Origin of the sequence: Agrobacterium tumefaciens (assembly GCF_017726655.1) — a bacterium.
GTDB classification, from domain to species: Bacteria; Pseudomonadota; Alphaproteobacteria; order Rhizobiales; family Rhizobiaceae; genus Agrobacterium; species Agrobacterium tumefaciens_B.
On sequence record NZ_CP072309.1, the window covers coordinates 1,290,774 to 1,314,632 of the forward strand.

The following is a 23,859-nucleotide window of genomic DNA, read 5'->3' on the forward strand; positions in this document are numbered from 1 at the left end:
GCAAAAAGCTTTGCTCTGACTTGACGTTAGCCTAGTTCGCCGGGAAACGGCATCGCAAAAATGGAATAGTTTCATGCGGGCATTGGATGCCCTCAGGAGGCGCGTAGCGCGGGTTCGCCTTCACGCTCTAGCCATTGCCGCATCGCGTCTTCCGTCTCTTCGCGCGTCGGTGCGCCGGCCCGGCCACCAAAGACTGTGCATTTGAGCGCGGCAGCAACGGAGGAGCGGCGGATGGCGGCGCGGCTTTCCATGCGCTCAGCCATCGCAAGTGCAAACGTGCCGTGGAAAATATCGCCCGCCGCCAGCGTGTCCACTGCTTCGACCTGCATCGTTGACTGGAAATGCACCGTGGGATCACCGGCTTCCGTCCACCAGCAGCCTTGCGGACCGGCGGTGACGGCGAGGAAGGTCTGCGGATAGCGGGCATGCAGCACCGGCAGCATGTCCTTCACCGTTTCAAGCCCGCTCAGCCGGGCGGCGGCGGGTTCGGAAAAGACGATGTGGCTCGCGGCTGGCGCAAGCTTCTCAAGGATTTCGACGGGTGCAACGTCGCCATCCAGAATGGCGGGTTTGCCAAGCGTGCGCGCCACGGTGAGGACATTCAGCGCCAGTTCCGGCCAGCGCACATCCACCAGAACGGCGTCGAACGGAGAAATGTCTGCCGGCGTACAGGAGCGTTTTTTCTCGTGCAGCCGCTGATCGTAGAACGGCACGATCAGCCGTTCTCCCCTGTTATCGATGATGATCGTTGACAGGGCCGAGCGTGCGCCGGCCGCGACCGTCATGCCGCTCGTGTTGATGCCGCTTTCGCTGAGATCGCGCAGGATACGGCTTCCGGTTTCGTCGTCACCAACAGCGCCCCAGAGGCTGGCGCGCCCGCCCATGCGATGCACGGCATAGGCAGCACTGGAAGCCATACCCTCGGCGATCTGCAGCATCTCATAGGGCAGGACCTTGCCTTCGCCCCTCGGCATGTCATGCACACGGAACAGCGTGTCCAACACGGCGGCACCCACGCAGAGCACATGCTTGCCGCCCTGACTGTCTACCATGCTACTCACTCCTGCCGTGTTCAGATGCGCTTGCCGCTGTCCCTGTCGAACAGATGCACCGTTGCCGGATCGATGGCAATGTGGATCGTATCGCCGAAGCGGACATTGAGGCGTTCGCGGAACAGGCAGGCGATCTCGTCACCCTTGCAATTCAGCTTGGCATAGATTTCCGAGCCGGTGCCTTCGACCAGTTCGACCCGGCCTTCGATGCCACTCTCAGCGGCGCGGATATGTTCCGGGCGCACGCCGTAGACGAGATCGCGGCCGCCCAGTTTGCCGATATCGGCATGGGCGGGCAGCGGCAAGCTGAGGCCCTTCGCCGTGCGGAACACACCTTCCTCCACCCGGCCGCGAATGAAGTTCATGGCGGGCGAGCCGATGAAACCGGCAACGAAGAGGTTGGCGGGATTGTCGTAGAGTTCGAGCGGCGCGCCGATCTGTTCGATCACACCATCATGCAGCACCACGATCTTGTCGGCCATGGTCATGGCTTCCACCTGATCGTGGGTGACGTAAATGGTTGTCGTGCCGATGCGCTGATGCATGGCCTTGATCTCGCCGCGCATCTGCACGCGCAGCTTGGCGTCTAGGTTGGAAAGCGGCTCGTCGAACAGGAAGACCTGCGGGTCGCGCACCAGCGCGCGGCCCATGGCGACACGCTGGCGCTGACCGCCGGAAAGCTGGCGCGGATAACGGTCGAGCAGGTTTTCCAGCCCCAGAATGGCGGCCGCCCGGTCCACCTTGGCCTTGGTTTCCTCCGCGCTCACCTTCTTTAGTTTCAGCGCAAAGCCCATATTGTCCTTGACCGTCATGTGCGGATAAAGCGCGTAGTTCTGGAAGACCATGGCGATGTCGCGGTCGCGGGCGGGCAGGTGGCTGACCTCGCGTGGCCCGATGTGGATTTCGCCATCGCTCAGCTCTTCGAGTCCAGCAATCATGCGCAGCAGGGTGGATTTGCCGCAGCCGGAAGGGCCGACGAGGACGACGAATTCTCCGTCCTTGATGTCGATATCGATCCCGTGGATGACGTTGACCGCGCCGAAGCGCTTCTGGACATTTTGAATATTGACCGGTGCCATGTGCAGGTTCCCGTATTTCTTTGTTTGATGGTTCAGCCGCCCTTGACGGCGCCGGCGGTGAGACCCGCCACGATCTGTTTCTGTGCGAACATGGTCAGCAGCAGCACTGGCAGCGTCACAATCAACGCGGCTGCGGCCAGGGGACCCCAGCTCACCTGTTCGAAGGAGAGCATGTTGTAGACCGCGACCGGCAGGGTGCGCGTTTCGCGGCTAGCCAGCACGATGCCGAAGACGAAGTTGTTCCACGAAAAGATGACCGCGAGGATGAAGGAGACGACGATGCCCGGCTTGGCAATCGGCAGCGCCACCAGCCGGAACACCTGCCAGGAAGATGCGCCGTCGATGCTTGCGGCCTCTTCCAACTCCTTCGGCGTCGTCTCGAAATAACCGATCATAATCCAGACGACGATCGGCACCGTCACGACAAGATGGATGATGATTTGCGGCCAGAGCGTGCCCAAGAGGTTCAGCCATTGGAACAGCAGGAACAGCGGAATGAGGAAGGAAAGGCCGGGCGTCATGCGGGCGATCATGATGACGACGGCGGATTTTTCCGCCTTCAGCCTTGCGATGCCGTAGCCGGCAGGCACGCCGATGACGAGCGCCAGAATGGTGGCAGCCCCTGTCACGAGAACCGAATTCCAGAAATAGAGGAAGAAATTGTTCTCTTCGAACACCTTCACATAGTTCGACCAGGCGAAACGTTCGGGAATGAGGATCGGCGGATAGGCGCCGTTGTCGATTTCATATTTCAGCGACAGCGAGATCATCCAGATGAAGAACAGGATGACCGGAGAGATCATCACCAGCGCCACGAAGAACAGGCCGAGCCGGTCGAGATTTTTACGTTTCAGGATTTTTGCGGACATCAGCGATCCTCCATCTCGTTCCATTGCGACCGCTGGCGCACCATCAGAAGCACGAAGGAAAGCGCCACGATGATGATGAAGAAGACGACGGCCATGGCCGAGCCGTAACCGATGTCGTAATAGGCAAAGGCCGTATTGTAGAGGTAGATGTTGATGGTTTCCGATGCGGTGCCGGGTCCGCCCTGGGTCATCGCATAGATGATGTCGAAGCTCTTGACGGCATCGATCGAGCGGATGATGACGGCGATCATCAGGAACGGCGCGATCATCGGCATGGTGAGATAACGGAACTTCTGCCAGGCATTGGCGCCGTCGATCTCGGCGCTCTCATAGGGTTCGCGCGGAACGGCGGCGAGACCGCCGAGCACGATCAGCATGACGAGCGGCGTCCATTGCCAGGTTTCGACAAGGACCAGCGAGGGAATGACCGTCGACTGATTGTAGATCCATTCCAGCGGGCCAATGCCGATGAAAGACAGGAGATAGTTCAAAACGCCGAGTTGCGGGTGGAACATCATGGTCCAGACTAGCGCGATGGCGACCGGGGTCGCCATCATCGGCATGACAAAGACGCCGCGCAGAAAACCACGCAGTGGAAACTGCGCATCGAAAACCAGCGCCGCCAATGTTCCGAGAAACAGCGGGGCAACGACCGACAGCACGGTATAAACGAGCGTATGCCACAGCGATTCCCAGAATCTTGCGTCGCTGGCGAGCCTGACGTAGTTCTCGAAACCGATAAAGCTCTGCTCCTGCCCGAGCGTCCAGCGATGCGCGCTCATCCAGAGGGTGAAGACCCAAGGAAAAACGATAACCGCTGAAATGACGACAAGTGCCGGTATGACGAAGGGCCAGTAGTTGGGAGCAAGCCTTGCCGGCCTGCTCCCTTCTTTGCGGCTGACGCCTGTCTTGGTGTTTTCGATGCTCACGGAGGCCATTATCCCTCGCTACGCGCCAGAACGGGTGTGAATTGTTCCGTTGCCTTCTTGAGTTCCGCCGCGGGGTCGGCGCCGCCGATCATGTTGGTAAGGCCGACGCCGTAGATGTCGCGGAACTCCGTCACCGGAATGATGACGGGAAGCGCAAGCTGCGAGACCTTGCCGGAACCGACGACGGCATCCAGCCAGGCGGCCGGCATCTTCACACCATCACGCACCTTCTGGTCTTCGAGGATGGACTGGCGGAACGGAACGCCGGCGCCCGCCTGCAGCAGTCGAGCGCCCATTTCATGCGAAATCGCCCATTGGCAGAAGAGGTAAGCGGCTTCCTTCTTGCTGCTGGCTTCGACGACGCCGAGACCATCGCCGAACGTGCCCGCTGCCTGGGTTGCCGGGCCCTTCGGCATGACGCCGTAACCGACCTTGCCGACGACACGGGATTTTTCCGGGTTCTCGATCGGCGGCGCAAAACCGACGCCATCGAACCACATGCCGATCTTGCCCTGCAGGAATGCCGACTGTGCTTCCGCCCAGTTGAAGCCGGAAACGCCGGGAGGGGCGGCTTTCGTCATCAGGCGCTGATAGAGCTTTGCCGCTTCAACCGCCTCCTTGGATTCAGTGTTGACCTTGCCATCGACGATCGGCTTTGCGCCGTAGCCGAGCATCAGCGAGGTCCATACGGGTGTATTGGCGTTCTTGAGGCCACGCGCCACGAAACCATAGGTGTTGGTGGAGGGATCGGTGATCTTTTCCGCCGCCGTTACCAGTTCCTCGAAAGTTTCAGGGTATTTCAGCCCCTTGGCTTCGAAGAGCTCCTTGTTCCAGTAGACGATCCAGTAATCCACCGAGAAGGGCAGCGAACGCAGCACGCCGTCGCTGTCCTTGGCGAACAGCATCCCGGCCTCGGCAAAGTCTTTCTCAACGAGCGACGGATCGGTCAGCGAAGGGTCCTTCAGGAAGCCGCTGATATCGGCCAGCCACTTGCCCTTTTCGAACTGGCGCTTCTGCACGTGGTAGCTCAGATGCACCACATCGAAGCTCGGCTTGCCCGAGGAAAGTTCGATGACCACCTTCTGACGCTGCTGCTGTTCCGGCGTTGCTTCGGCATTGACCTTGATGCCGGTCAGTTCTTCGAATTCGCCGAGATATTTAATCAGTGTTTCGCTGCGCGGGCTTTTGACGAGGTTGACCTCAAGCGTCGTGCCGGCGTGTTTTTTCCAGTTCACCGCCGCCGATGCCGGTCGAATGCCAAGCACCGCGCTGCTGCCAAGCGCGGCCGTACCGGCAAGAAACCCGCGGCGCGTCGGGTTGAGCAACCAATTCGTCATGTCCAGTTCTCCTCCTTGTGCCGGAATTCTCCTCACCCCGGCTTGCTACATTTTATACCGCCAGCGCCCTGTCCCTTGCGTTGCGGATATGGGCGGTCAGCCGCTCCACGGCGTCTTCTACGGAGCGCTTCTCGATGGCTTCGAGAATGGCGAGATGTTCTTTCATCACTGACTTCACATGACCGGCGATGCGAAAGCGCTCCTGGTTGATGAGGCGCATCTTGATGGAATTGACGCGGTAGGCATTCGAGATGATCGAATTGCCGAGCGCATCGATGAAAGCATCGTGCATGCCCCAGTCCACCTGTTGCGCGTGCTGCTCCAGTTCCGGCGACTCTCCACCATTTTCAGCCGCTTCGGCGACATCACGGTGCTGTTTCAACAGTTTGGCAATAGCTGCGTCTGAGGCAGAACGGGTGAACAGCGCCACGGCTTCCTTTTCGAGGAAGATGCGGAACTGGAATGCCTCGCGGATGAGGTTGATGTCGATATGGGCGACCTGCAATCCCCGCTGTGGCACGGTCTTGATCAGACCTTCCGCCTCCAGCCGCGGAATTGCCTCCCGGATTGCACCGAGCGGCAGACCCGTCAGCTCCACAAGGCGGCGCTGCGAGATGAATTGCCCCGGACGAACATCACGCGAGAGAAGGTGATGCGTAAAGCTCTCATACGCCCGTTCCCGCAATGTCTGTTCGCCGGTATCGTCCATGCTCAACCTTTCAGCTCCGTTCAGGCGGCCTGTTTGCGAAACAGCGCGTCGAATGCACCTTCGATCTGCCGCCGGCCTTCAGCCGAAATGGCGACGAGAGGCGCGCGCACATCCGACCAGATCGCTTCCCCTGTCGTGTGTGATACCAGCACCTTGACGGCGGGTGTAACCGGGAATTTCAGAAGTTCCACAACTAGATCGACGATGCGCTGGTCGTCCTTGCCGTCAACCGCCATGGCCCGCACTTCCTGTGTGAGGAAGTTCGCAACGCCTGATATCGCACCTTGACCGCCGAGGCGCACGCCTTTCGCCAGATCGCGCTCATCGCCGATCAAGATGGCGAGCTCACCGTGTTCTTTCAGCAAACGTTCGGTATGGCTCCAGTTGCCGGAGGAATCCTTGACGCCGGTGACGATGCCCGGAAACGCCGCCTTCAGCCGTCCGACCAACTCGACCGACAACGTCACCATGGTCACGGAGGGGATGTTGTACACGAGGATATCGCGTGCATCTTTGCCAATCATCGAAAAGACCGCTGAGAACCAGGCAAACAGGCCGTCGTCACTGACATTCTTGAAATAGGAGGGCGGGGCGAGCAGAATGTTGCGGGCGCCGGCTCTCAATGCTTCGGCCGACTGGTCGGCCGCATCCTCGATGGAATCGACCAGAACGCCGGTGACGATGCGCGACGGTGCGATGCCCGCCGCAATGAAACCGGAGAGTATCGCCTGCCTTTCACGGCTGCCGACGGAGCAGCCTTCACCTGTCGTGCCAAAGAGTGTCACGCTGTCGCAGCCGTTCGACAGGCAACGGCGGGCATGGGCGATCATGGCATCGATATCGACTGTTCCGTCGGTTTTGAAAGGTGTGGTCAAAGCTGCCGAAAGGCCGAATTTCTGGGTCAATTACGATGCTCCTCCAAGGTGACTACGAATTGATGACATACTGACATGTTAGTTGTAAAGAGGTAATTGCAGTATGATTGTTTGGAACTGCCGAGCCAGCATCCGCGTCTTGTCGGGCAGGTAACATTACAAGCCGAAGCCGAAGGGTTGCACAGGACCAGGGCGGGCGCTTCTCCAACGGCACGACGCCAGTGGACGCCCATCGCAGCGCTGGCATGCGCGAAAATAAAATTTGACTGACGCAGTAAAGATTTTTATCAGGCAATCTGAATATTGGGATAAAGGAACTTTCATCATGACCATTGCGGAGCCGGCAGCGCCTGTAGCAGCGATCGAGCAGAGCCGCGTCAAGCGCCTGAAGGCAGCGACGCGGGGCGCGCATGGCGATCTGGATGCTTTCATCATGGCGGCAAAGCCGTTTGAGAGCGGCGAGAACTTCGGCAAATTTGTCGAAACACAATATCTCTTCCACCGCGATCTCGATGTCTTTTTTTCCAATGAAACACTTGACGGCCTGCTTCCAGACCTCAAGGGCCGGCGTCGTCTTCCCATGATCGAGCAGGACCTTGCCGATCTCGGTCTTGCCATTCCAGAAGCGTCCGCACCGCGCTTTACCGCCGAAACGCCCTTTGATCTGCCGGAGGCCATGGGTTGGCTTTACGTGGTCGAAGGCTCCAATCTCGGCGCGGCCTTCCTGCTGAAGGATGCGGCCAAGCTTGGCCTGACTGAAGAATTCGGTGCGCGGCATCTGGCCGGCGCACCGGAAGGACGCGGCCTGCACTGGCGCACTTTCACTGCCGCACTGGACGAAATTTCGCTGACCGTTGAAGAGGAAGAGCGGGTTATCGCGGGTGCCGAGGCGGCATTCCGGGCAGTGCATGCCTATGCCCAGCAGCGGATGGGTTGAGGTTTTGGCATAGCTGCGCGGCCGTTGTCCTCATCGCGCAGAAATACCCCTTCGCGCGTGCGCATTTGATTGAGTCTTAACTCCCTACCGCCGTCACCACGGACTTGATCCGGGTCCAGTGCGATCAAGTCCTTGATCGCAAAAGATTCTATTTCCCGCGCAGACGCGCCGTGGCGGGATGCCCGATCGGGTCCGGCATAACGGAGGAGAGCCTTCGAATTTTTAGATCGGTCTGCGATTGCCGTGAAGGTCACCCACCTTCGACGTATCGTCCTCAATATATGCTGAATAAACAGGCAAATATTTTTACCAAATGATAAAAAATTTGCCTTTCGGTCAAGGCTCAGTCTGCCCCGAAATTTTATCCATTTGATAAAATTATTTTATTTGGTCTGGCACAGAACCTGCTACTCTTTTGTCAAGTCAGGAGACACCTGACGTCAAAAAGGGAACAGTAAAATGGAAGTTGGTGTTTTTATCCCGATCGGGAACAATGGATGGCTTCTTTCCGAAAACGCGCCGCAATACAAGCCGAGCTTCGATCTCAACAAGGCGATCACGCTGAAGGCCGAGCAATATGGTTTCGACTTTGCGCTGTCGATGATCAAGCTGCGTGGCTTCGGCGGCAAGACCGAGTTCTGGGATTACAATCTGGAATCCTTCACGCTGATGGCGGGGCTGGCCGCCGTCACCTCCAAGATCAAGCTGTTCGGCACCGCCGCCACGCTGGTCATGCCGCCGGCTATCGTTGCGCGCATGGCAACCACGATCGATTCCATTTCCGGTGGCCGTTTTGGCATCAACCTGATCACCGGCTGGCAGCGGCCGGAATATAGCCAGATGGGGCTTTGGCCGGGTGACGATTATTTCGGCGATCGTTACGAATATCTCGGCGAATATACGACTGTGCTGAAAGAGCTGCTGACGGAAGGGCAGTCGGATTTCAAGGGCAAGTTCTTCCAGATGGACGATTGCCGCATGAAGCCGGTGCCGCAGGGTGATGTGAAGCTCATCTGCGCCGGTTCTTCCAATTCCGGCATGGCGTTCTCGGCCAAATTCGCGGATTACAGCTTCTGCTTTGGCGTGGGCGTCAATACGCCGAAGGCCTTTGCGCCCACTAATGAGCGCCTGCTGGCGGCAACGGAAAAGAGCGGCCGCGAGGTTAAATCCGTTGTGCTGACGATGGTGCTCGCCGAGGAAAAATCCGAGGATGCCTGGGCGAAGTGGGAGCATTACAAGGCTGGCGCGGATCAGGACGCGATCAAATGGCTTGGCCTGCAGAGCGCCGTCGATACCAAATCCGGCTCCGACACCAATGTACGGCATATGTCCAACCCCGTTTCTGCGGTCAATATCAATATGGGAACCTTGATCGGCTCCTATGAGGAAGTGGCGGCAATGCTGGATGAAATGAGCGAGGTGCCGGGAACGGGCGGCGTGATGCTGACCTTCGATGACTTCCTCGAAGGGGTCGAGAAATTCGGCAAATATGTGCAGCCGCTGATGAAGAGCCGCGCGCATGTTCAAGCGGCACTGGAGGCAGCGGAATGAGCGAAGCCGTCGTGGCGGGTTACAAGGGCCCGGAAACTCGCTCGCAAAGCGTCACGCTGCCTGCAAGGCCGGAGCCGATCACACTGAAACCCAGCGAGACCGCCGTTGTTGTGGTCGATATGCAGAACGCCTACTCAACCGAGGGCGGTTACGTCGATCTTGCCGGTTTCGATATATCAGGGGCGAAGGGGACCATCGCCAACATCAAGAAGACTTTGGATGCGGCGCGGGCGGCAGGCGTTCAGGTCATCTACTTCCAGAATGGCTGGGACAAGGACTATGTCGAGGCGGGCGGGCCGGGTTCGCCCAACTGGCACAAGTCCAATGCGCTGAAGACCATGCGCAAAAGGCCGGAACTGCAGGGCCAGCTGCTCGCCAAGGGCACATGGGACTACGCCATTGTCGATGAGCTGCAACCGCAGCCCGGCGATATTCTGGTGCCGAAAACGCGTTACAGCGGTTTCTTCAACACCAATATGGATAGCGTGCTGCGCGCGCGTGGCATCCGCAATCTGGTCTTTGTCGGCATTGCCACCAATGTCTGCGTGGAAAGCTCGCTGCGTGATGCCTTTCACCTCGAATATTTCGGGGTGATGCTGGAGGATGCCACGCATCATCTGGGGCCGGACTATATCCAGCAGGCGACGGTCTATAATGTCGAGAAATTTTTCGGCTGGGTTGCCACCGTCAATGATTTCTGCGGCGTCATTTCGCAGGCCGCACCTGTCAGCGCTTGATTTCAACATAAGAGGAGAACGAAATGCCGAAAAAGATCGTCGTGCCTGCGGGTACTAGCAAACCCATCGCTCCCTTCTCGCCGGGCACCCTTGCCGATGGCGTGGTTTACGTGTCCGGCACGCTGCCCTTCGACAAGGACAATAATGTCGTGCATGTGGGTGATGCCAGCGCCCAGACACGCCATGTTCTGGAAACCATCAAGTCGGTCATCGAAACCGCCGGCGGCACGATGGAAGACGTGACGATGAACCACATCTTCATCACCGACTGGGCGAATTATCAGGCCGTCAACGCGGTCTATGCGGAATATTTCCCCGGCGATAAACCGGCGCGATATTGCATCCAGTGCGGCCTCGTGAAGCCCGATGCGCTGGTCGAAATCGCCACCGTCGCCCATATCGGCAAATAGGCGAAAAGGCAGATGATGCATTTCGAGGTTCATGGCCGCGCCGATGCCGAGGCAACCACTATCCTGCTGTCTTCGGGCCTTGGCGGATCGGGTGCCTATTGGGTACCGCAGATCGAGGCTCTTTCCGGCCATTTCCGGGTGGTCACCTATGACCATCGCGGCACCGGCAGGACCGGCGGCGAGGTGCCGGAGGATGGCGGCATTTCCGCCATGGCGGATGATGTGCTGGAAATTGTCTCGGCCCTGAGCCTCGAAAAATTCCACTTCATGGGACATGCCCTCGGTGGCCTGATCGGCCTCGATATTGCGCTGCGGCTGCCCGGCCTTATCGACCGGCTGGTGCTTATCAACGCGTGGAGCAAGGCCGATCCGCATTCCGGGCGCTGCTTTGACGTGCGGATCGAGCTTTTGGAGAAATCCGGTGTCGAGGCTTTTGTCAAAGCTCAGCCGCTGTTCCTTTATCCAGCGAAGTGGATGTCGGACAATCAGGAGCGGCTGGCGCGGGACGATGCGCATGGCGTGGTGCATTTTCAGGGCAAGGAAAATGTGCTCCGGCGTATCGCCGCGCTGCGGGCCTTCGATGTGGACACACGGCTTGGCGAGATAGGCAGTTCGGTGCTGGTGGTGGCGACGAAGGACGATCTTCTGGTGCCCTACACCCGCTCGTTGCGTCTTGCCGACGGTTTGCCGCAAAGCGAGCTTTGCCTTTTCGATTTCGGGGCTCACGCGGTCAATATTACCGAGCCCGACCTTTTCAACACCCGGCTGCTGCAGTTCCTTCTGCCCGCCGACGCGACAATCTGACAGGATTTTAAAGCACGATGACGAAAGCACTCGATGATGCAGCACTCGCAGCACTTTTTACCGAAGCACGCACCCACAATGGCTGGACGGACGATCCGGTCAGCGATGAAACGCTGAAAGCGCTTTACGACCTGGTTAAGATGGGACCGACGTCGGCCAATTGCTCACCAGCGCGTTTCGTTTTCGTGCGCAGCGCCGCAGCGAAGGAAAAGCTGCGGCCCGCACTGTCTTCCGGTAATCTCGAAAAGACGATGGCGGCTCCCGTGACCGTCATCGCAGCGATAGATAGCGAATTTTATGAAAAGCTGCCGGAGCTGTTTCCTCATGCGGATGCGCGTTCCTGGTTTACCTCCAGCCCTGCGGTGTCCGAAGAAACGGCCTTTCGCAACGCAACGCTTCAGGCCGGATATCTGATCCTCGCCGCCCGCGCGTTGGGGCTGGACACTGGTGCCATGTCCGGTTTCGACAAGGGCAAGGTGGATGCGGCGTTTTTTGCCGGCACGACGTGGAAATCCAATTTCCTGATCAATCTTGGCCATGGCGATCCGTCGAAGCTTTTTGGGCGTCTGCCGCGTCTTGCCTTTGACGATGCCTGCGTGCTGGCTTGATAGGCTGTTAAGAAAGGATGGGTTAGATGCAGATGATGTCTCTTGAAAGGGAAGCGGGTATGGAGACGAAGACTGCAGAGCAGCGCAGCCAGGATTACAGAAATGCGATGGCGCGGCTTGGTGCGGCGGTCAATATCGTGACCACTGACGGGGCTGCAGGCCGCGCGGGATTTGCCGCGACTGCCGTTTGCAGCGTTTCCGACAATCCGCCCACGCTTCTCGTCTGCCTCAACCGCAATTCATCCGCTTATAAGGTGGTAAAAGCTAACGCGGTAGTCTGCGTCAATACGCTTGCTGCGCATCACGAGGTGCTGAGCACGCTTTTCGGCGGCAAGACGCCGGCGGAGGAACGTTTTGCTGCTGGCAGCTGGGGCTTGCTTGAAACCGGCGCGCCGGTTCTCGAGGACGCGCTTGTCTCTTTCGATTGCCGTATCCGCGAGGCCCATGACGGCGGCACACATGATATTCTGATCTGTGATGTCGTTGATATGAAGATCAACGATGGCGACGAAGCGTTGATGTATTTCAACCGGCGCTATCGCATGCTGTGAAGCGCTGATCGGTTCGGGTCTTGCCTTGACCAGGCAAGACCTATGCGAGCAACCCGCGCATGATCAATTCAAGGTGAATATTAAGAACTGCCTGTCTGTCGAGGCTACGCCGGTCGTTAAATATCAGCCGAAAGACTAAAGTCCCGACCATAGGCGACGCCACGACCTTGCAGAGTTCGGGCGGATTGGCCCTGAATCTTTTTTTTGCCACGCCATCCTCCAGGATGGCGTTGATGCGCTGGAAAACCGGCTCCATCATCGTATCATGATGCTGGTCGATGAGGTCCGGAAATTTCGCCCCCTCGGCGAGGATCAGGCGGAACAGCTCCCGCATTTTCTTGTTGTCGACAAGCGCGTCGAACAGAAATTCCAAGAGCAGTCGAAGCGCTTCGACAGGGTCATCGGAAGTTTGTGAGTAGGCGTTGAAGGCCTGCTGGAATGGCTGAGACGAATGCCGAACCATGGCCTCGAAGAGTGCCTCCTTCGTTTCGAAATAGACGTAGACAGTTCCTTTCGTGACACCCACGCGTTCAGCGATGTCCTCCACCCGCGTGGCGGCAAATCCTGTTTTGGTGAATTCCTCGAATGCGGCATCGAGAATTTGCAACGGACGTTGTATCTTCTGTTCAGCGCGTGTCAGTTTTGCTTTTGCCATGGCCGGGGATTCCTATGTTTTGGCGCGTGCCCTTCTGTCCGTCGCATTGGCGGAAATGAGAGATCAGTGCCTACAGCACCGGCGTAAAAACCGGAATGGATTTTTGCCAAGCTGCTCATTCGACACCATTAAGGACGGGTGCTGACGCACCCGCGGGCGTGTGCGGGGCGAACAGGAGAGTCCTTCCGAGGTCCGGTTTGATGGTGTGCAGACAACCGATCTACGGCACAAGAATTTCATTGACTATTCGGTTAGTCAAATATTATAGGACGATGCGAAGATCAAGAGGTCACCATGAAAACCATTCTCATCGCGGCGGCGCTCGGCGGCATTTTCGCCCTCTCGGCCTGCAGCAACGAAGAGCCGCCTGCCAAAAAACCACTGCGCACGGTGGACGTGGTAGTGGCTGAAAAGAAGCCCGTGGATCGCGGCAGCCTTATCACGGGCGAAGTGAGGGCGCGGGTTCAGACGGATCTGTCTTTCCGGGTCAGTGGCAAGATAATCGAGCGGCTTGTGGATGTCGGTACCAGGGTCAAGACAGGGCAATTGCTGGCCCGTATCGATCCTGAGGAACAAAAGGCTGATCTCGACGTCGCGCTTGCCAACCTCCAATCTGCCGAGGCGCAGCAGACTCAGGCTCAATTGGCCTTCGATCGGCAGCAAAGCCTCTTCAAGACGCAGGTGACATCGCGTTCGGCGGTGGACAAGGCCCAGGAAACTCTGCTCACGGCGCAGGGTGCCGTCAGATCTGCACAGGCGCAGTTGGATACCGCGCGGGATGCGCTGTCATATACTGAGCTTCGAGCCGATGCAGACGGTGTGATTACGGCGCGCAACGTCGAAGTGGGTCAGGTGGCGCAGGCAGCCCAGCTCGTCTTCACGCTGGCGCATGACGGGCCGCGCGATGCGGTTTTCGATGTCTATGAATCCCTGTTCCTAGAGCGCGATATCAACAATCTCGTCGATGTCAGTCTTCTCTCGGATCCTGCCCGCACGATTGCGGCGCCGGTGCGGGAGATTTCGCCGACGATCGATCCCGACAATGGCACGATAAGGGTCAAGGTCGGGCTGAATGGTGACATGACAATGCCGCTCGGCGCTCCCGTCTCCGGTCATTTCCGCTTCAAACAGGTCGACGCGATCGAGCTGCCATGGTCTGCGATGACGTCGCAAGAGGGTTCTCCAGCCGTCTGGGTGGTCGATCTGCGGTCGCAGGAGGTGGATATGCGGCGTGTTGAGGTCGCCGATTACGAGACCGGCCAGTTTGTTGTCGCTGAGGGGCTTAATCCCGGCGATCTCGTCGTAACCGTTGGGACGAAGTTCCTCCGCGCCGGTGAAAAGGTCGCCTATGAAAAGGGGCAAGCACAATAATGTTCAGGATATACAAAAGCTTGTTTGTGGGAGCCGTGGTAATTGCCGTTTCCTCCTGCCAGGAACAGCAGGAAGCCGCCGCTGAGCCACCGCGTCCGGTACTTTCCGTCGTCGTGGAAGAGAAGCCAGCGGATGCGCTGCGGCTGACCGGTACGGTTGAACCGCGCATCCAGACAAATCTCGGTTTCCGTGTTCTGGGACGCATCATCGCCCGCAACGTCGATGTCGCCGATCTGGTCAAGAAAGGCGATGTCGTGGCCTCGATCGATCCGCTTGCCCTTGAGCTTGCGGTGAAGAGTGCTCAATCCGATCTTTCCAATACGGAAGCGCAACTCGCCAATGCGGTCACGACAGAACAGCGCCAGCGCGTGCTGGCCGAAGCCCGAAGCGGCACGGAAGCGGCGTTGGAAGAAGCCGAACAGGCGACCCGCACTGCCAATGCCGCCGTCGCCAAGGCCCGGGCCAATCTCGATAAGGCCGAGGAACAGCTGGGTTATGCGCAATTGCGTGCTGAATTCGACGGCGTGGTCACGGCAACGGCAGGTGAGATTGGCCAGGTCGTCTCCGCCGGTCAGACTGTCGTGACCATCGCCCGCCCGGAGGTGCGTGATGTGGTGGTCGACGTTCCACAATTTGCAGCCCAGCGACTGGAGATCGGCTCCGTCTTCGATGTCGCCCTGCAACTTGATCCAAAAATTCGCACCACCGGCGTCGTGCGCGAAATTGCGCCGGAAGCCGAAACGGCGACAAGGACACGTCGCACGAAGATCAGCCTTCAGGATGCACCATCAGCCTTCCGCTTGGGCTCCGTGGTCACGGCCTCCGTCGTTGTTGCATCCGAACCCCGCATCATGCTGCCCTCATCGTCCCTTTTGAAAACCGACAACGGCTGGGGCGTCTGGATCGTCAATGTCGATACGGCGACAGTGACGTTCAGGCCCGTCACGATTGAGGGCGATCCCGCAGAGAGTGGAAGTGTGCGCGTCACCGGCGGTATCAAGCCGGGCGAGCGCGTCGCCAGCGCCGGCGTCCACAAACTCAAGGATGGACAGGCCATCAGGATCGATCAGGAGGTCCGTCAGTGAAGAAATTCAACCTTTCCGACTGGGCGCTCGAACACCGTTCGCTTGTCTGGTATTTCATGCTGGTCTTCGTTCTCGCCGGCGTTTTCTCCTACCTCAATCTAGGCCGCGAGGAAGATCCAAACTTCACCATCAAAACCATGGTGATCAGCGCGCAATGGCCCGGCGCTTCCGCGGAGGAGGTGGCCAAGCAGGTCACCGACAGAATCGAGAAGAAGCTCGAGGAACTCGACAATCTCGACTATGTGCGCAGCCAGACGATGGCCGGACGCACGACGATCTTTGTGGAGTTGGTGCCAGAAACCAAGGCGCGGAATGTCGAGCCGACCTGGGTGCGTGTCCGCAATATGATCGGCGACATCAAGGGTGAATTTCCCTCTGGCGTGGTCGGCCCGTTTTTCAACGACCGGTTCGGCGATGTCTATGGCAATATCTATGCCTTCACCAGCGACGGTCTCGGCCAGCGCCAATTGCGTGATCTGGTAGAGGATGCCCGTGCCAAGGTGCTGACGGTCGACAATATCGGTAAGGTCGATGTCATTGGCGCGCAGGACGAGGCGATTTATCTGGAATTTTCCACGCGGCAGATCGCGGCGCTCGGCATCGACCAGCAGTCGATCATCAACACGCTGCAATCCCAGAACGCGGTCACGCAATCCGGCTTCGTCAATGCAGGGCCTGAGCGTGTGGCGTTGCGGGTGAGCGGGCAATTCACCTCCGAGGAAAGCCTTCGCTCCATCAATCTGCGGGTCAACAACCGCTTCTTCCCGCTGACGGAAGTGGCGACGATCCGGCGTGGTTATGTCGACCCGCCATCCTCGCTGTTCCGCTTCAACGGCCAGCCGGCAATCGGCCTTGCTATCGGCATGAAGACCGGCGCGAACCTTCTCCATTTCGGGGAAGCGCTGGATGCGCAGATGAAGCGCGTCGTTTCGGATTTGCCTGTTGGTGTCGACGTGCACCGCGTGTCCGATCAGCCGGCCGTGGTCGATGAAGCGGTCTCCGGCTTCACCTCGGCGCTCTTTGAAGCCATCGCCATCGTCCTCGTCATCAGCTTTATCAGCCTTGGCCTCAGGGCCGGCATGGTGGTTGCCGTCTCCATTCCACTCGTGCTGGCCATTACCTTTGTCTACATGGAATACACGGGCATTTCGCTGCAACGTATTTCGCTTGGTGCACTCATCATCGCGCTTGGTCTGCTTGTTGATGACGCGATGATCGCCGTCGAGATGATGGTGGCGCGGCTGGAGGTCGGAGACGATCTCAGGAAAGCCGCAACCTACGTTTACACGTCGACCGCTTTTCCGATGCTGACGGGAACGCTGGTCACTGTCGCGGGCTTTATTCCCGTCGGCCTCAACAATAGCGCCGCGGGTGAATTCACCTTCACGCTGTTCGTGGTGATTGCCGTTTCGCTCATCGTGTCGTGGATCGTCGCGGTTCTCTTCACGCCGCTTCTCGGCGTGACAATCCTTCCGAAGACAATGAAATCCCACCATGAAAAGAAAGGTCGCTTCGCTTCTGCTTTTTCATGGCTTCTTGGTAGGGCGCTGCGCTGGCGCTGGGTCACGATCATCATGACCATCGCACTGTTTGGTCTTTCCATCGCGGGCATGAGTTTGGTCCAGCAACAGTTTTTCCCCTCATCCGACCGCGTCGAACTGATCGTCGACTGGAACCTGCCGCAGAACAGTTCGATTGCGGAAACCAACCGCCAGATGGCGAAGTTCGAGCAGGACATGCTCGCCAACAACCCTGATGTCGACCATTGGACAACCTATGTCGGCGAAGGCGCCCCGCGCTTTATCTTGTCCTTCGACGTTCAGACCCCTGACGTGACCTTCGGTCAGACGGTGATCGTTACCAAGGGGTTGGATGTGCGCGACAAGGTCCGCGCGGACCTGCAGGAGTATCTCAACCGGACATTTGCCGGTACGGATGCCTTCGTGAAATTGCTTGATATCGGGCCCCCGTCGGGAAACCGGTTCAATATCGGCTGAGCGGTCCTGATATTCAGAAGGTCCGCGAACTTGGCCAGCAATTGTCCGGCATCGTCGGAGACCACCAGTTGCTTTCCAATCTCGTGATGGATTGGAACGAGCCGACGCGTGTGGTGAAGGTTGATGTCATCCAGGACAAAGCCCGCCAGCTCGGTGTTTCCTCGGAAGATATCGCCAATGCCATGAACAGCATTGTCGAGGGCTCCACCGTCACCCAGGTCAGGGATGACATCTATCTCGTGAACGTCGTGGCGCGCGCGCAGCTGGCGGAGCGCGGTTCGATCGAGACGTTGCAGAACCTGCAGCTGCCGGCGACCAATGGAAAGGCAGTACCACTCTCCGCAATTGCAAACTTCCGCTATGAGCTGGAGCAGCCGACCATCTGGCGTCGCGACAGGATTCCGACCGTTACCGTCAAGGCAGCCATTATTGGCCCGACACAACCCGCCACGATCGTGGAACAGTTGAAGCCAAAGCTCGAGGCGTTCGAAAAGACACTTCCCGTCGGTTACAAGCTCGAAATCGGCGGCTCGGTGGAGTCCAGCGCGGATTCGCAGGCTCCGATCGTTGCCGTGGTGCCTTTGATGCTGTTTGCGATGGCGACAATCCTGATGGTTCAGCTTCAGAGCTTCAGCCGCCTGTTCCTCGTCTTCGCCGTCGCGCCCACGGCATTGATCGGCGTTGTGGTGGCGTTGCTCGTCTCCAATGCGCCGATGGGCTTCGTTGCCATTCTCGGGGTCTTGGCGTTGATCGGCATCCTCATTCGCAACTCGGTCATTCTAGTGGTGCAGATCGAGCATTTGAGGAGCGAGGGCGTCTCGGCATGGCATGCCGTCATCGAAGCGACCGAGCACCGCATGCGGCCAATCATGTTGACGGCGGCAGCGGCAACGCTTGCGCTCATTCCCATATCGCGGGAAATCTTCTGGGGGCCGATGGCCTATGCGATGATGGGCGGGATTGTGGTGGGCACGGCGCTGACGCTGCTCTTCCTTCCGGCGCTCTATGTCGCGTGGTTCCGGATCCCGCGTGAAGATGACAAACCGGAGGCATCTAAAGTCACGGCATAATTTCGCCTCTGGTTTGGGGGCGGTGATGCACCGGCGCTCGCCCCAACAAAAATATCAACCCTCGTTGTTCCGGCAGGCCGGATAATGATAGGAAGGTCGGCTTAGCAGCGAGAGCGGCAGCCGACCTTTCCCGTTTGGACCGTCTCGCTGGCGTAATGGTGCGGACATATCGAGAATGTGGAGGATGTTTATATGGGCGGATTGACGGATTGGCTTGCAGACGCGCAGCCGATCAACCGCAAGAACGCCGCAGAAGCGGTCTTCGAAGATATCCGTTCCGCCATCACGTCTGGCCAGCTTGGGGTCGGCACGCGCCTGCCCTCGGAAGCCCATCTCGCAACGCGCTATGGCGTCAGCCGTCCGATCATCCGTGAGGCATTGCGATCTCTCCAGACGCTGGGCCTGACGCAAACGCGCACCGGCAGCGGCACCTACGTCATGACGCTGGCGCCACCCTCGGAATTGAATTACGGCGCTTATTCCGCGCGCGATCTCATTGAAGCGCGCCCGTTCATCGAAGTCCCGGCGGCAGGTTGGGCGGCCTTGAGGCGCACGGATGCGCAATTGCAGGTCTTGCTCGATCTCTGTAGCCGCATGGAAACCGAGGAGAGGCCGCATCCCTGGGTGCTGCTGGACGGCCAGTTTCACTGTGCCATCGCGGAAGCCTCTGCCAACCGTCTCTTTGCGAAGGTGGTGTCGGATGCCCGCGAAGCCGTCGCCCAACAATCGGGAATGGTGAACCTGATGGCCGGTCGCCGCGTCGCTTCGAATTTCGAGCACCGCCGGATTGTCGAGGCAATCCGGCGGGGTTCAGCGCCCGAGGCGCGGGAGGCAATGGAACTCCACCTTGGTCAGGTGAAGCAGGTTGTGACCACCATCATTGGCGAAGATCGGCTTCGCCAGCCGTGACCAGCGTTGGCAGGTTGGCAAGGTGTCGCGGGCTCAGCGCCTGCTGCAACTGCGCCTCCGTGAGATAGCCACGCTCCAGAACCACCTGCGGCACGGTGCGACCACTCGCAAGGGCCTCCTTGGCGACATCGGTTGCCGCATAATAACCGATCAGCGGGTTGAGCGCCGTGGCGAGACCGATCGATTCCTCCACGCGCTGCGCCATGATTGCCGGATTGGCGACAATGCCGTCTACGCATTTTTCTGCCAGCGTACGGCAGGCGGCGCTGAGTTGGCTGATGCTCTGGGATAGCGCGCGCACCATGATGGGTTCAAAAGCATTCAGTTGCAGCTGTCCCGCTTCCGCCGCCATCGTGATGGTGATGTCGTTGCCGATGACGGCATAGGCCACCTGGTTCACCACTTCGGGAATGACCGGATTGATCTTGCCCGGCATGATGCTGGAGCCCGCCTGAACGGAGGGAAGGGTGATTTCGCCAATCCCGGCGCGCGGGCCTGACGAAAGCAGGCGAAGGTCGTTGCAGGTTTTGGAGAGCTTGACCGCGACGCGTTTCAGCACGCCGGAAAGGTGCACGAAGGCGCCGGGGTCCTGGGTGGCTTCGATGAGGTCGGCAGCCGTCACCAGCGGCCGCCCGGTCAGTTCCGCCAGATGGCGGCAGGCAAGCTCGGCATAACCGCGCGGTGCGTTGAGCCCGGTACCGATGGCCGTGGCGCCAAGATTGATCTCGTGTAGAAGGGCTGCCGATTCGATGAGGCGTGCCTGATCCTCTCCCAGCATCACAACGAAGGTCCGGAATTCCTGACCGAGCGTCATCGGCACCGCGTCCTGCAATTGGGTGCGGCCGATCTTGATGAAGCCGGCAAATTCCTGCGCCTTGCGGTCGAACGCCTCCTTCAGCACGCCCATCGAGGCGGCGAGGTCGTCGATTGACTCGATCAGGCCGACATTGACGGCTGTCGGATAGGCATCGTTGGTGGACTGACTGAGATTGACGTGATCGTTTGGATGCAGATGAGTATAATCGCCCTTCTCGTGCCCAAGCAGTTCGAGTGCGCGGTTGGCGATGACCTCATTGGCGTTCATGTTGGTGGAGGTGCCGGCGCCGCCCTGGATTTCATCCACAACGAATTGCTCGTGAAGAGCGCCCGCGCGAATTTCGCGGCAGGCTTCGGCGATCGCTTCCATGCGCTCCTTGTCCAGCAGGCCTAGTTCGTGATTTGCGCGTGCGGCCGCCTCCTTCACATAGGCCAATCCCCTGACGAGATAAGGATTGTGGCCAATGGTTACCCCGGTGATCTTGAAGTTTTCCACGGCACGCGCCGTGTGCACGCCCCAATAGACTTCTGCAGGAATTTCTTTCGGCCCGAGCAAATCATGCTCCTTGCGCGTCACGCTCACAATGTCCTCCACTGGCTTAAGCATTGCAAAATCTGTAAAGCTGTCATACAGATTAATCCACCATATTCCCAGGGAGGGGGAAGGTCAACATCGTCCGTCGCTCTTGACGAAAGCCATGACATGCAATTATGAGGTCAAAAATCTGTCATGCAGCTTTACTGATTGCACGCATTCGCTGGCCGCATTTCCAGCATTGGGGACGACGCCAGTTCCACTTTGATTTCCGGCTTATTGCCGATTACAAGCATTTTATCGGGAGGATAAATCCATGCATTCTGGAAAAACGGCGCCCGCCGAACGTGAGGTCTTCGTTGAAGAGGACCTCGGTTACCATAAAGCCCTGAAGCCGCGCCAGATTCAGATGATCGCCATCGGCGGCGCCATCGGAACGGGCCTTTTTCTGGGCGCGGGTGGACGTCTCGCACAGGCCGGTCCGGCGCTGGTTTTCGTTTATGCGCTCTGCGGCTTCTTCGCGTTTCTGGTGCTGCGTGCGCTTGGCGAGCTTATCATGCACCGCCCGAGCTCCGGTTCCTTTGTTTCATATGCACGCGAGTTCTACGGCGAGAAGATGGCCTTTGCGGCCGGCTGGATGTATTGGCTGAACTGGGCGATGACCTCGGTGGCCGATGTCACCGCCGTCGCGCTCTACATGAATTTCTTCAAGCAATACGTACCGTGGCTTGCGGGCATCGATCAGTGGGTATTCGCGATGACGGCGCTGGTCGTCGTGCTGGCGATGAACATGCTGTCGGTGAAGGTCTTCGGGGAACTGGAGTTCTGGTTTAGCCTGATCAAGGTGCTGGCGCTGGCGATCTTCCTCGTCGTCGGCGTTTATTTCGTCATTTTTGGCACGCCTATCGAAGGCCACGTTACCGGCTTCAGCCTCATTACTGACAATGGCGGCTTCTTCCCGAACGGTATTCTTCCTGCCTTCGTCATCATCCAGGGTGTGGTCTTTGCTTATGCCTCGATCGAGTTGATCGGCACGGCAGCAGGCGAAACCGAGGACCCGCGCAAGGTCATGCCGCGCGCCATCCGCGCCGTCGTCCTGCGTCTCGTCGTGTTTTATGTCGGCTCGGTGCTGTTGTTCACGCTGCTCCTGCCCTACACGGCCTACAAGGCTGGCGAGAGTCCGTTCGTGACCTTCTTCGGCTCCATCGGCGTGCAGGGTGCCGATGTCATCATGAACCTCGTTGTTCTGACTGCGGTTCTCTCCTCGCTCAATGCCGGGCTCTATTCCACCGGTCGCATCCTCCACTCCATGGCGGTTTCCGGCTCGGCCCCGGCAGCGCTGGCGAAGATGAACAAGAATGGCGTGCCTTATGGTGGCATCGCGGTCACGGCCGTCGTTACCGTATTCGGCGTCGCGCTCAACGCCGTTGTTCCCTCTGCCGCGTTTGAAATCGCACTCAACCTGTCAGCGCTCGGCATTATCTGCGCCTGGGCGGTCATCGTGCTTTGCCAGCTGAAGCTCTGGCAACTGTCGCAGCGTGGCGAGCTTGCGCGTCCGGATTTCCGCATGTTCGGCGCGCCCTATACCGGCATCCTCACGCTCATCTTCCTTTTTGGTGTCCTTGTGCTGATGGCGTTTGATTATCCTGTCGGCTCTTGGACCATCGCCTCGCTGATTGTCATCATTCCTGCACTGGTGATCGGCTGGTACCTCCTGCGGGATCGCATCCACCGTCTTGCAGGCGAACAGGCAGGCACAGGAGCGTCGCATTGATGGGGCAGGGATCAATTCCACTGGTGGCGGTGATCGCCACCGGTGGTACCATTGCGAGCAGGCGAGGCGCCGATGGCGCCAGCACGCCCAGCCTCTCCGGTGACGATCTGCTGGCGCTTGTGCCGCAGGTCAACGCCCGGCTGAAGCCGATCGATCTGATGGCAAAGGATTCCTCCAGCCTGACACTGACCGACATGCAGTGCATCAGCGATGCGGTCGGTGCCGAACTTGACGATCCCGCCGTGGCGGGTGTCGTCGTTCTGCATGGAACCGATGCCATGGAGGAAACGTCCCTGCTTGTGCATCTGCAACATGTCCTCACCAAGCCTGTCGTCTTCACCGGCGCGCAGTTTACCGCAGACCATGATGAGGCCGACGGACCGGCGAACCTCGGCCGCGCCATAGAGATGGCGCTCGATGAACAGAACGCCACGAAGGGTGTGCTTCTTTCTTTTGGTGGTCGCTCGTTGCCGGCGTGGGGACTTTATAAGTTGAGCGCTGACGCTGCGGACGCCTTCCGCTCCGCCCGGCCGCTGGTTACCGATGGGGCGCTCCATCTTACCGCCTCCGTTGCCAGCCAACGCGTCCATATTGTCGCCATCCATCCCGGCTGTGACGCCACCCACATCGATGCGAGCCTACAGGCCGGCGCAAAGGGCATCGTTCTCGCCGCCCTCGGTTCCGGCAACGCCAATCCGCTTATTGCTGAAGCGGTGAAGCGCTGCGCAGATCGCGGTGTTCCGGTCGTGGTTTCCAGCCGTGTCCCTGAAGGCCTGCTGGTCGCGAGTTATGGCGGCGGCGGCGGCGGCCACGATCTCGTCGCGGCGGGTGCCGTGCATTCGTCCACGCTTCGGCCGGGACAGGCCCGTATTCTGCTCGCGGCGTTGATGGCAAGCGAAAGTGCGCCAGAGGACATTGTTTCCGCTTTCGCGTGACCGCTCTTTCGTAAAGACGTGGCCCGTTGCTCGCTCCGGCCGGCTTCGAAAATTCCTATAGGATTCCTATTTTATTCCCTTTGCGGCCGTCTCGAACCTTTATGCGGTTCGGGTGCATCTTCTGTGCGGGAAGGGATGGTGTTCCCTTTCCAGCCAGAAAGATTGAAAAGCGACGTCCCACATGACGGCGCTTTTCTTCCTGTCCGGCTCCTCGAATAAAAAGGAGTCCCATCGATGATGGATCTTGTTCTTGTCGGCGCAGCC

General features: G+C 58.9%; 21 protein-coding genes and 1 pseudogene. 13 read left to right on the forward strand and 9 right to left on the reverse strand.

The features are described from left to right. Window positions 1-92: 92 nt before the first annotated feature. The 7 genes from AT6N2_RS20190 to AT6N2_RS20220 are packed head-to-tail and all read right to left on the reverse strand — an operon-like array spanning window position 93 to window position 6,880. Complete coding sequence (locus tag AT6N2_RS20190; RefSeq protein ID WP_209091040.1) at window positions 93-1,052, reverse strand: sugar kinase; 960 nt, start codon at window positions 1,050-1,052, stop codon at window positions 93-95. Between the two features lie 20 nt (window positions 1,053-1,072). After that, entirely contained in the window at window positions 1,073-2,131 is a 1,059-nt protein-coding gene (locus AT6N2_RS20195) for an ABC transporter ATP-binding protein (RefSeq protein ID WP_209091041.1), read from the reverse strand. A 32-nt stretch (window positions 2,132-2,163) separates the two neighbouring features. Continuing rightward, complete coding sequence (locus tag AT6N2_RS20200) at window positions 2,164-2,985, reverse strand: carbohydrate ABC transporter permease (RefSeq protein ID WP_170985582.1); 822 nt, start codon at window positions 2,983-2,985, stop codon at window positions 2,164-2,166. A 14-nt stretch (window positions 2,986-2,999) separates the two neighbouring features. Continuing rightward, window positions 3,000-3,938: a carbohydrate ABC transporter permease gene (locus AT6N2_RS20205; protein ID WP_209091042.1), complete on the reverse strand. Its 939-nt coding sequence runs from the start codon at window positions 3,936-3,938 to the stop codon at window positions 3,000-3,002. Next, window positions 3,938-5,266 (reverse strand): ABC transporter substrate-binding protein, encoded by a 1,329-nt coding sequence (locus tag AT6N2_RS20210; protein ID WP_209091043.1) that lies wholly within the window; start codon window positions 5,264-5,266, stop codon window positions 3,938-3,940. Before AT6N2_RS20210 ends, AT6N2_RS20205 begins: the two co-directional genes overlap by 1 nt. Window positions 5,267-5,318: 52 nt before the next feature. Next, window positions 5,319-5,975 carry a GntR family transcriptional regulator gene (locus tag AT6N2_RS20215; RefSeq protein ID WP_063950308.1) on the reverse strand — a complete coding sequence of 219 codons (657 nt, stop codon included), beginning with the start codon at window positions 5,973-5,975 and terminating at the stop codon, window positions 5,319-5,321. 20 nt (window positions 5,976-5,995) lie between these two features. Continuing rightward, on the reverse strand, window positions 5,996-6,880 hold the full coding sequence (locus tag AT6N2_RS20220; RefSeq protein ID WP_209091044.1) for a dihydrodipicolinate synthase family protein: 885 nt from the start codon (window positions 6,878-6,880) through the stop codon (window positions 5,996-5,998). 295 nt (window positions 6,881-7,175) lie between these two features. Here AT6N2_RS20220 and AT6N2_RS20225 point away from each other — a divergent pair, with 295 nt between their 5' ends. The 7 genes from AT6N2_RS20225 (at window position 7,176) to rutF (ending at window position 12,448) form a co-directional block, all read left to right on the forward strand. Next, window positions 7,176-7,787, forward strand: coding sequence for a biliverdin-producing heme oxygenase (locus tag AT6N2_RS20225; RefSeq protein ID WP_209091045.1), 612 nt, complete (start codon window positions 7,176-7,178; stop codon window positions 7,785-7,787). Between the two features lie 459 nt (window positions 7,788-8,246). Beyond that, on the forward strand, window positions 8,247-9,338 hold the full coding sequence (gene rutA / locus AT6N2_RS20230; RefSeq protein ID WP_144576723.1) for a pyrimidine utilization protein A: 1,092 nt from the start codon (window positions 8,247-8,249) through the stop codon (window positions 9,336-9,338). Continuing rightward, window positions 9,335-10,075, forward strand: coding sequence for a pyrimidine utilization protein B (rutB, locus tag AT6N2_RS20235; RefSeq protein ID WP_209091047.1), 741 nt, complete (start codon window positions 9,335-9,337; stop codon window positions 10,073-10,075). Before rutA ends, rutB begins: the two co-directional genes overlap by 4 nt. 23 nt (window positions 10,076-10,098) lie before the next feature. Then, window positions 10,099-10,485 (forward strand): pyrimidine utilization protein C, encoded by a 387-nt coding sequence (gene rutC, locus AT6N2_RS20240; RefSeq protein WP_111792390.1) that lies wholly within the window; start codon window positions 10,099-10,101, stop codon window positions 10,483-10,485. Between the two features lie 12 nt (window positions 10,486-10,497). Next, window positions 10,498-11,289, forward strand: coding sequence for a pyrimidine utilization protein D (gene rutD / locus AT6N2_RS20245; RefSeq protein ID WP_209091049.1), 792 nt, complete (start codon window positions 10,498-10,500; stop codon window positions 11,287-11,289). A 17-nt stretch (window positions 11,290-11,306) separates the two neighbouring features. Beyond that, complete coding sequence (locus AT6N2_RS20250; RefSeq protein WP_063950315.1) at window positions 11,307-11,897, forward strand: malonic semialdehyde reductase; 591 nt, start codon at window positions 11,307-11,309, stop codon at window positions 11,895-11,897. Window positions 11,898-11,923: 26 nt separating this feature from the next. After that, on the forward strand, window positions 11,924-12,448 hold the full coding sequence (gene rutF / locus AT6N2_RS20255) for an NADH-dependent FMN reductase RutF (RefSeq protein ID WP_063950316.1): 525 nt from the start codon (window positions 11,924-11,926) through the stop codon (window positions 12,446-12,448). Window positions 12,449-12,488: 40 nt separating this feature from the next. On the opposite strand, the gene AT6N2_RS20260 is transcribed toward rutF, so the two are convergent. Beyond that, on the reverse strand, window positions 12,489-13,103 hold the full coding sequence (locus tag AT6N2_RS20260; RefSeq protein WP_063950317.1) for a TetR/AcrR family transcriptional regulator: 615 nt from the start codon (window positions 13,101-13,103) through the stop codon (window positions 12,489-12,491). 294 nt (window positions 13,104-13,397) lie between these two features. Here AT6N2_RS20260 and AT6N2_RS20265 point away from each other — a divergent pair, with 294 nt between their 5' ends. The 4 genes and pseudogenes from AT6N2_RS20265 (at window position 13,398) to AT6N2_RS20280 (ending at window position 19,535) form a co-directional block, all read left to right on the forward strand. Continuing rightward, window positions 13,398-14,474 carry an efflux RND transporter periplasmic adaptor subunit gene (locus tag AT6N2_RS20265; protein WP_209091051.1) on the forward strand — a complete coding sequence of 359 codons (1,077 nt, stop codon included), beginning with the start codon at window positions 13,398-13,400 and terminating at the stop codon, window positions 14,472-14,474. After that, window positions 14,474-15,559, forward strand: a complete 1,086-nt coding sequence (locus AT6N2_RS20270; RefSeq protein ID WP_209091053.1) for an efflux RND transporter periplasmic adaptor subunit — start codon at window positions 14,474-14,476, stop codon at window positions 15,557-15,559. The genes AT6N2_RS20265 and AT6N2_RS20270 overlap by 1 nt, the downstream gene beginning before the upstream one ends. After that, window positions 15,556-18,626: pseudogene (locus AT6N2_RS20275) on the forward strand (efflux RND transporter permease subunit). Before AT6N2_RS20270 ends, AT6N2_RS20275 begins: the two are co-directional and overlap by 4 nt. 192 nt (window positions 18,627-18,818) lie before the next feature. Further along, complete coding sequence (locus tag AT6N2_RS20280; protein WP_063950321.1) at window positions 18,819-19,535, forward strand: FadR/GntR family transcriptional regulator; 717 nt, start codon at window positions 18,819-18,821, stop codon at window positions 19,533-19,535. Here the strand turns inward: AT6N2_RS20280 and AT6N2_RS20285 are convergent. After that, window positions 19,504-20,958: an aspartate ammonia-lyase gene (locus AT6N2_RS20285; protein ID WP_209091055.1), complete on the reverse strand. Its 1,455-nt coding sequence runs from the start codon at window positions 20,956-20,958 to the stop codon at window positions 19,504-19,506. The genes AT6N2_RS20280 and AT6N2_RS20285 overlap by 32 nt on opposite strands. A 244-nt stretch (window positions 20,959-21,202) precedes the next feature. Between AT6N2_RS20285 and AT6N2_RS20290 the strand changes: the two genes are divergently transcribed. Next, window positions 21,203-22,660: an amino acid permease gene (locus tag AT6N2_RS20290; protein WP_144576715.1), complete on the forward strand. Its 1,458-nt coding sequence runs from the start codon at window positions 21,203-21,205 to the stop codon at window positions 22,658-22,660. Further along, window positions 22,660-23,595 (forward strand): asparaginase, encoded by a 936-nt coding sequence (locus AT6N2_RS20295; protein WP_209091056.1) that lies wholly within the window; start codon window positions 22,660-22,662, stop codon window positions 23,593-23,595. Before AT6N2_RS20290 ends, AT6N2_RS20295 begins: the two co-directional genes overlap by 1 nt. The last annotated feature ends 264 nt before the right edge of the window (window positions 23,596-23,859 follow it).

Bases quoted from the DNA above. Each gene is read 5' to 3' on its own strand.
- AT6N2_RS20190 (WP_209091040.1), bottom strand. From the start codon at position 1,052: ATGGTAGACAGTCAGGGCGGCAAGCATGTGCTCTGCGTGGGTGCCGCC.
- AT6N2_RS20195 (WP_209091041.1), bottom strand. From the start codon at position 2,131: ATGGCACCGGTCAATATTCAAAATGTCCAGAAGCGCTTCGGCGCGGTC.
- AT6N2_RS20205 (WP_209091042.1), bottom strand. From the start codon at position 3,938: ATGGCCTCCGTGAGCATCGAAAACACCAAGACAGGCGTCAGCCGCAAA.
- AT6N2_RS20210 (WP_209091043.1), bottom strand. From the start codon at position 5,266: ATGACGAATTGGTTGCTCAACCCGACGCGCCGCGGGTTTCTTGCCGGT.
- AT6N2_RS20215 (WP_063950308.1), bottom strand. From the start codon at position 5,975: ATGGACGATACCGGCGAACAGACATTGCGGGAACGGGCGTATGAGAGC.
- AT6N2_RS20225 (WP_209091045.1), top strand. From the start codon at position 7,176: ATGACCATTGCGGAGCCGGCAGCGCCTGTAGCAGCGATCGAGCAGAGC.
- rutA (WP_144576723.1), top strand. From the start codon at position 8,247: ATGGAAGTTGGTGTTTTTATCCCGATCGGGAACAATGGATGGCTTCTT.
- rutB (WP_209091047.1), top strand. From the start codon at position 9,335: ATGAGCGAAGCCGTCGTGGCGGGTTACAAGGGCCCGGAAACTCGCTCG.
- rutC (WP_111792390.1), top strand. From the start codon at position 10,099: ATGCCGAAAAAGATCGTCGTGCCTGCGGGTACTAGCAAACCCATCGCT.
- rutD (WP_209091049.1), top strand. From the start codon at position 10,498: ATGATGCATTTCGAGGTTCATGGCCGCGCCGATGCCGAGGCAACCACT.
- AT6N2_RS20250 (WP_063950315.1), top strand. From the start codon at position 11,307: ATGACGAAAGCACTCGATGATGCAGCACTCGCAGCACTTTTTACCGAA.
- rutF (WP_063950316.1), top strand. From the start codon at position 11,924: ATGCAGATGATGTCTCTTGAAAGGGAAGCGGGTATGGAGACGAAGACT.
- AT6N2_RS20260 (WP_063950317.1), bottom strand. From the start codon at position 13,103: ATGGCAAAAGCAAAACTGACACGCGCTGAACAGAAGATACAACGTCCG.
- AT6N2_RS20265 (WP_209091051.1), top strand. From the start codon at position 13,398: ATGAAAACCATTCTCATCGCGGCGGCGCTCGGCGGCATTTTCGCCCTC.
- AT6N2_RS20270 (WP_209091053.1), top strand. From the start codon at position 14,474: ATGTTCAGGATATACAAAAGCTTGTTTGTGGGAGCCGTGGTAATTGCC.
- AT6N2_RS20280 (WP_063950321.1), top strand. From the start codon at position 18,819: ATGGGCGGATTGACGGATTGGCTTGCAGACGCGCAGCCGATCAACCGC.
- AT6N2_RS20285 (WP_209091055.1), bottom strand. From the start codon at position 20,958: ATGCTTAAGCCAGTGGAGGACATTGTGAGCGTGACGCGCAAGGAGCAT.
- AT6N2_RS20290 (WP_144576715.1), top strand. From the start codon at position 21,203: ATGCATTCTGGAAAAACGGCGCCCGCCGAACGTGAGGTCTTCGTTGAA.
- AT6N2_RS20295 (WP_209091056.1), top strand. From the start codon at position 22,660: ATGGGGCAGGGATCAATTCCACTGGTGGCGGTGATCGCCACCGGTGGT.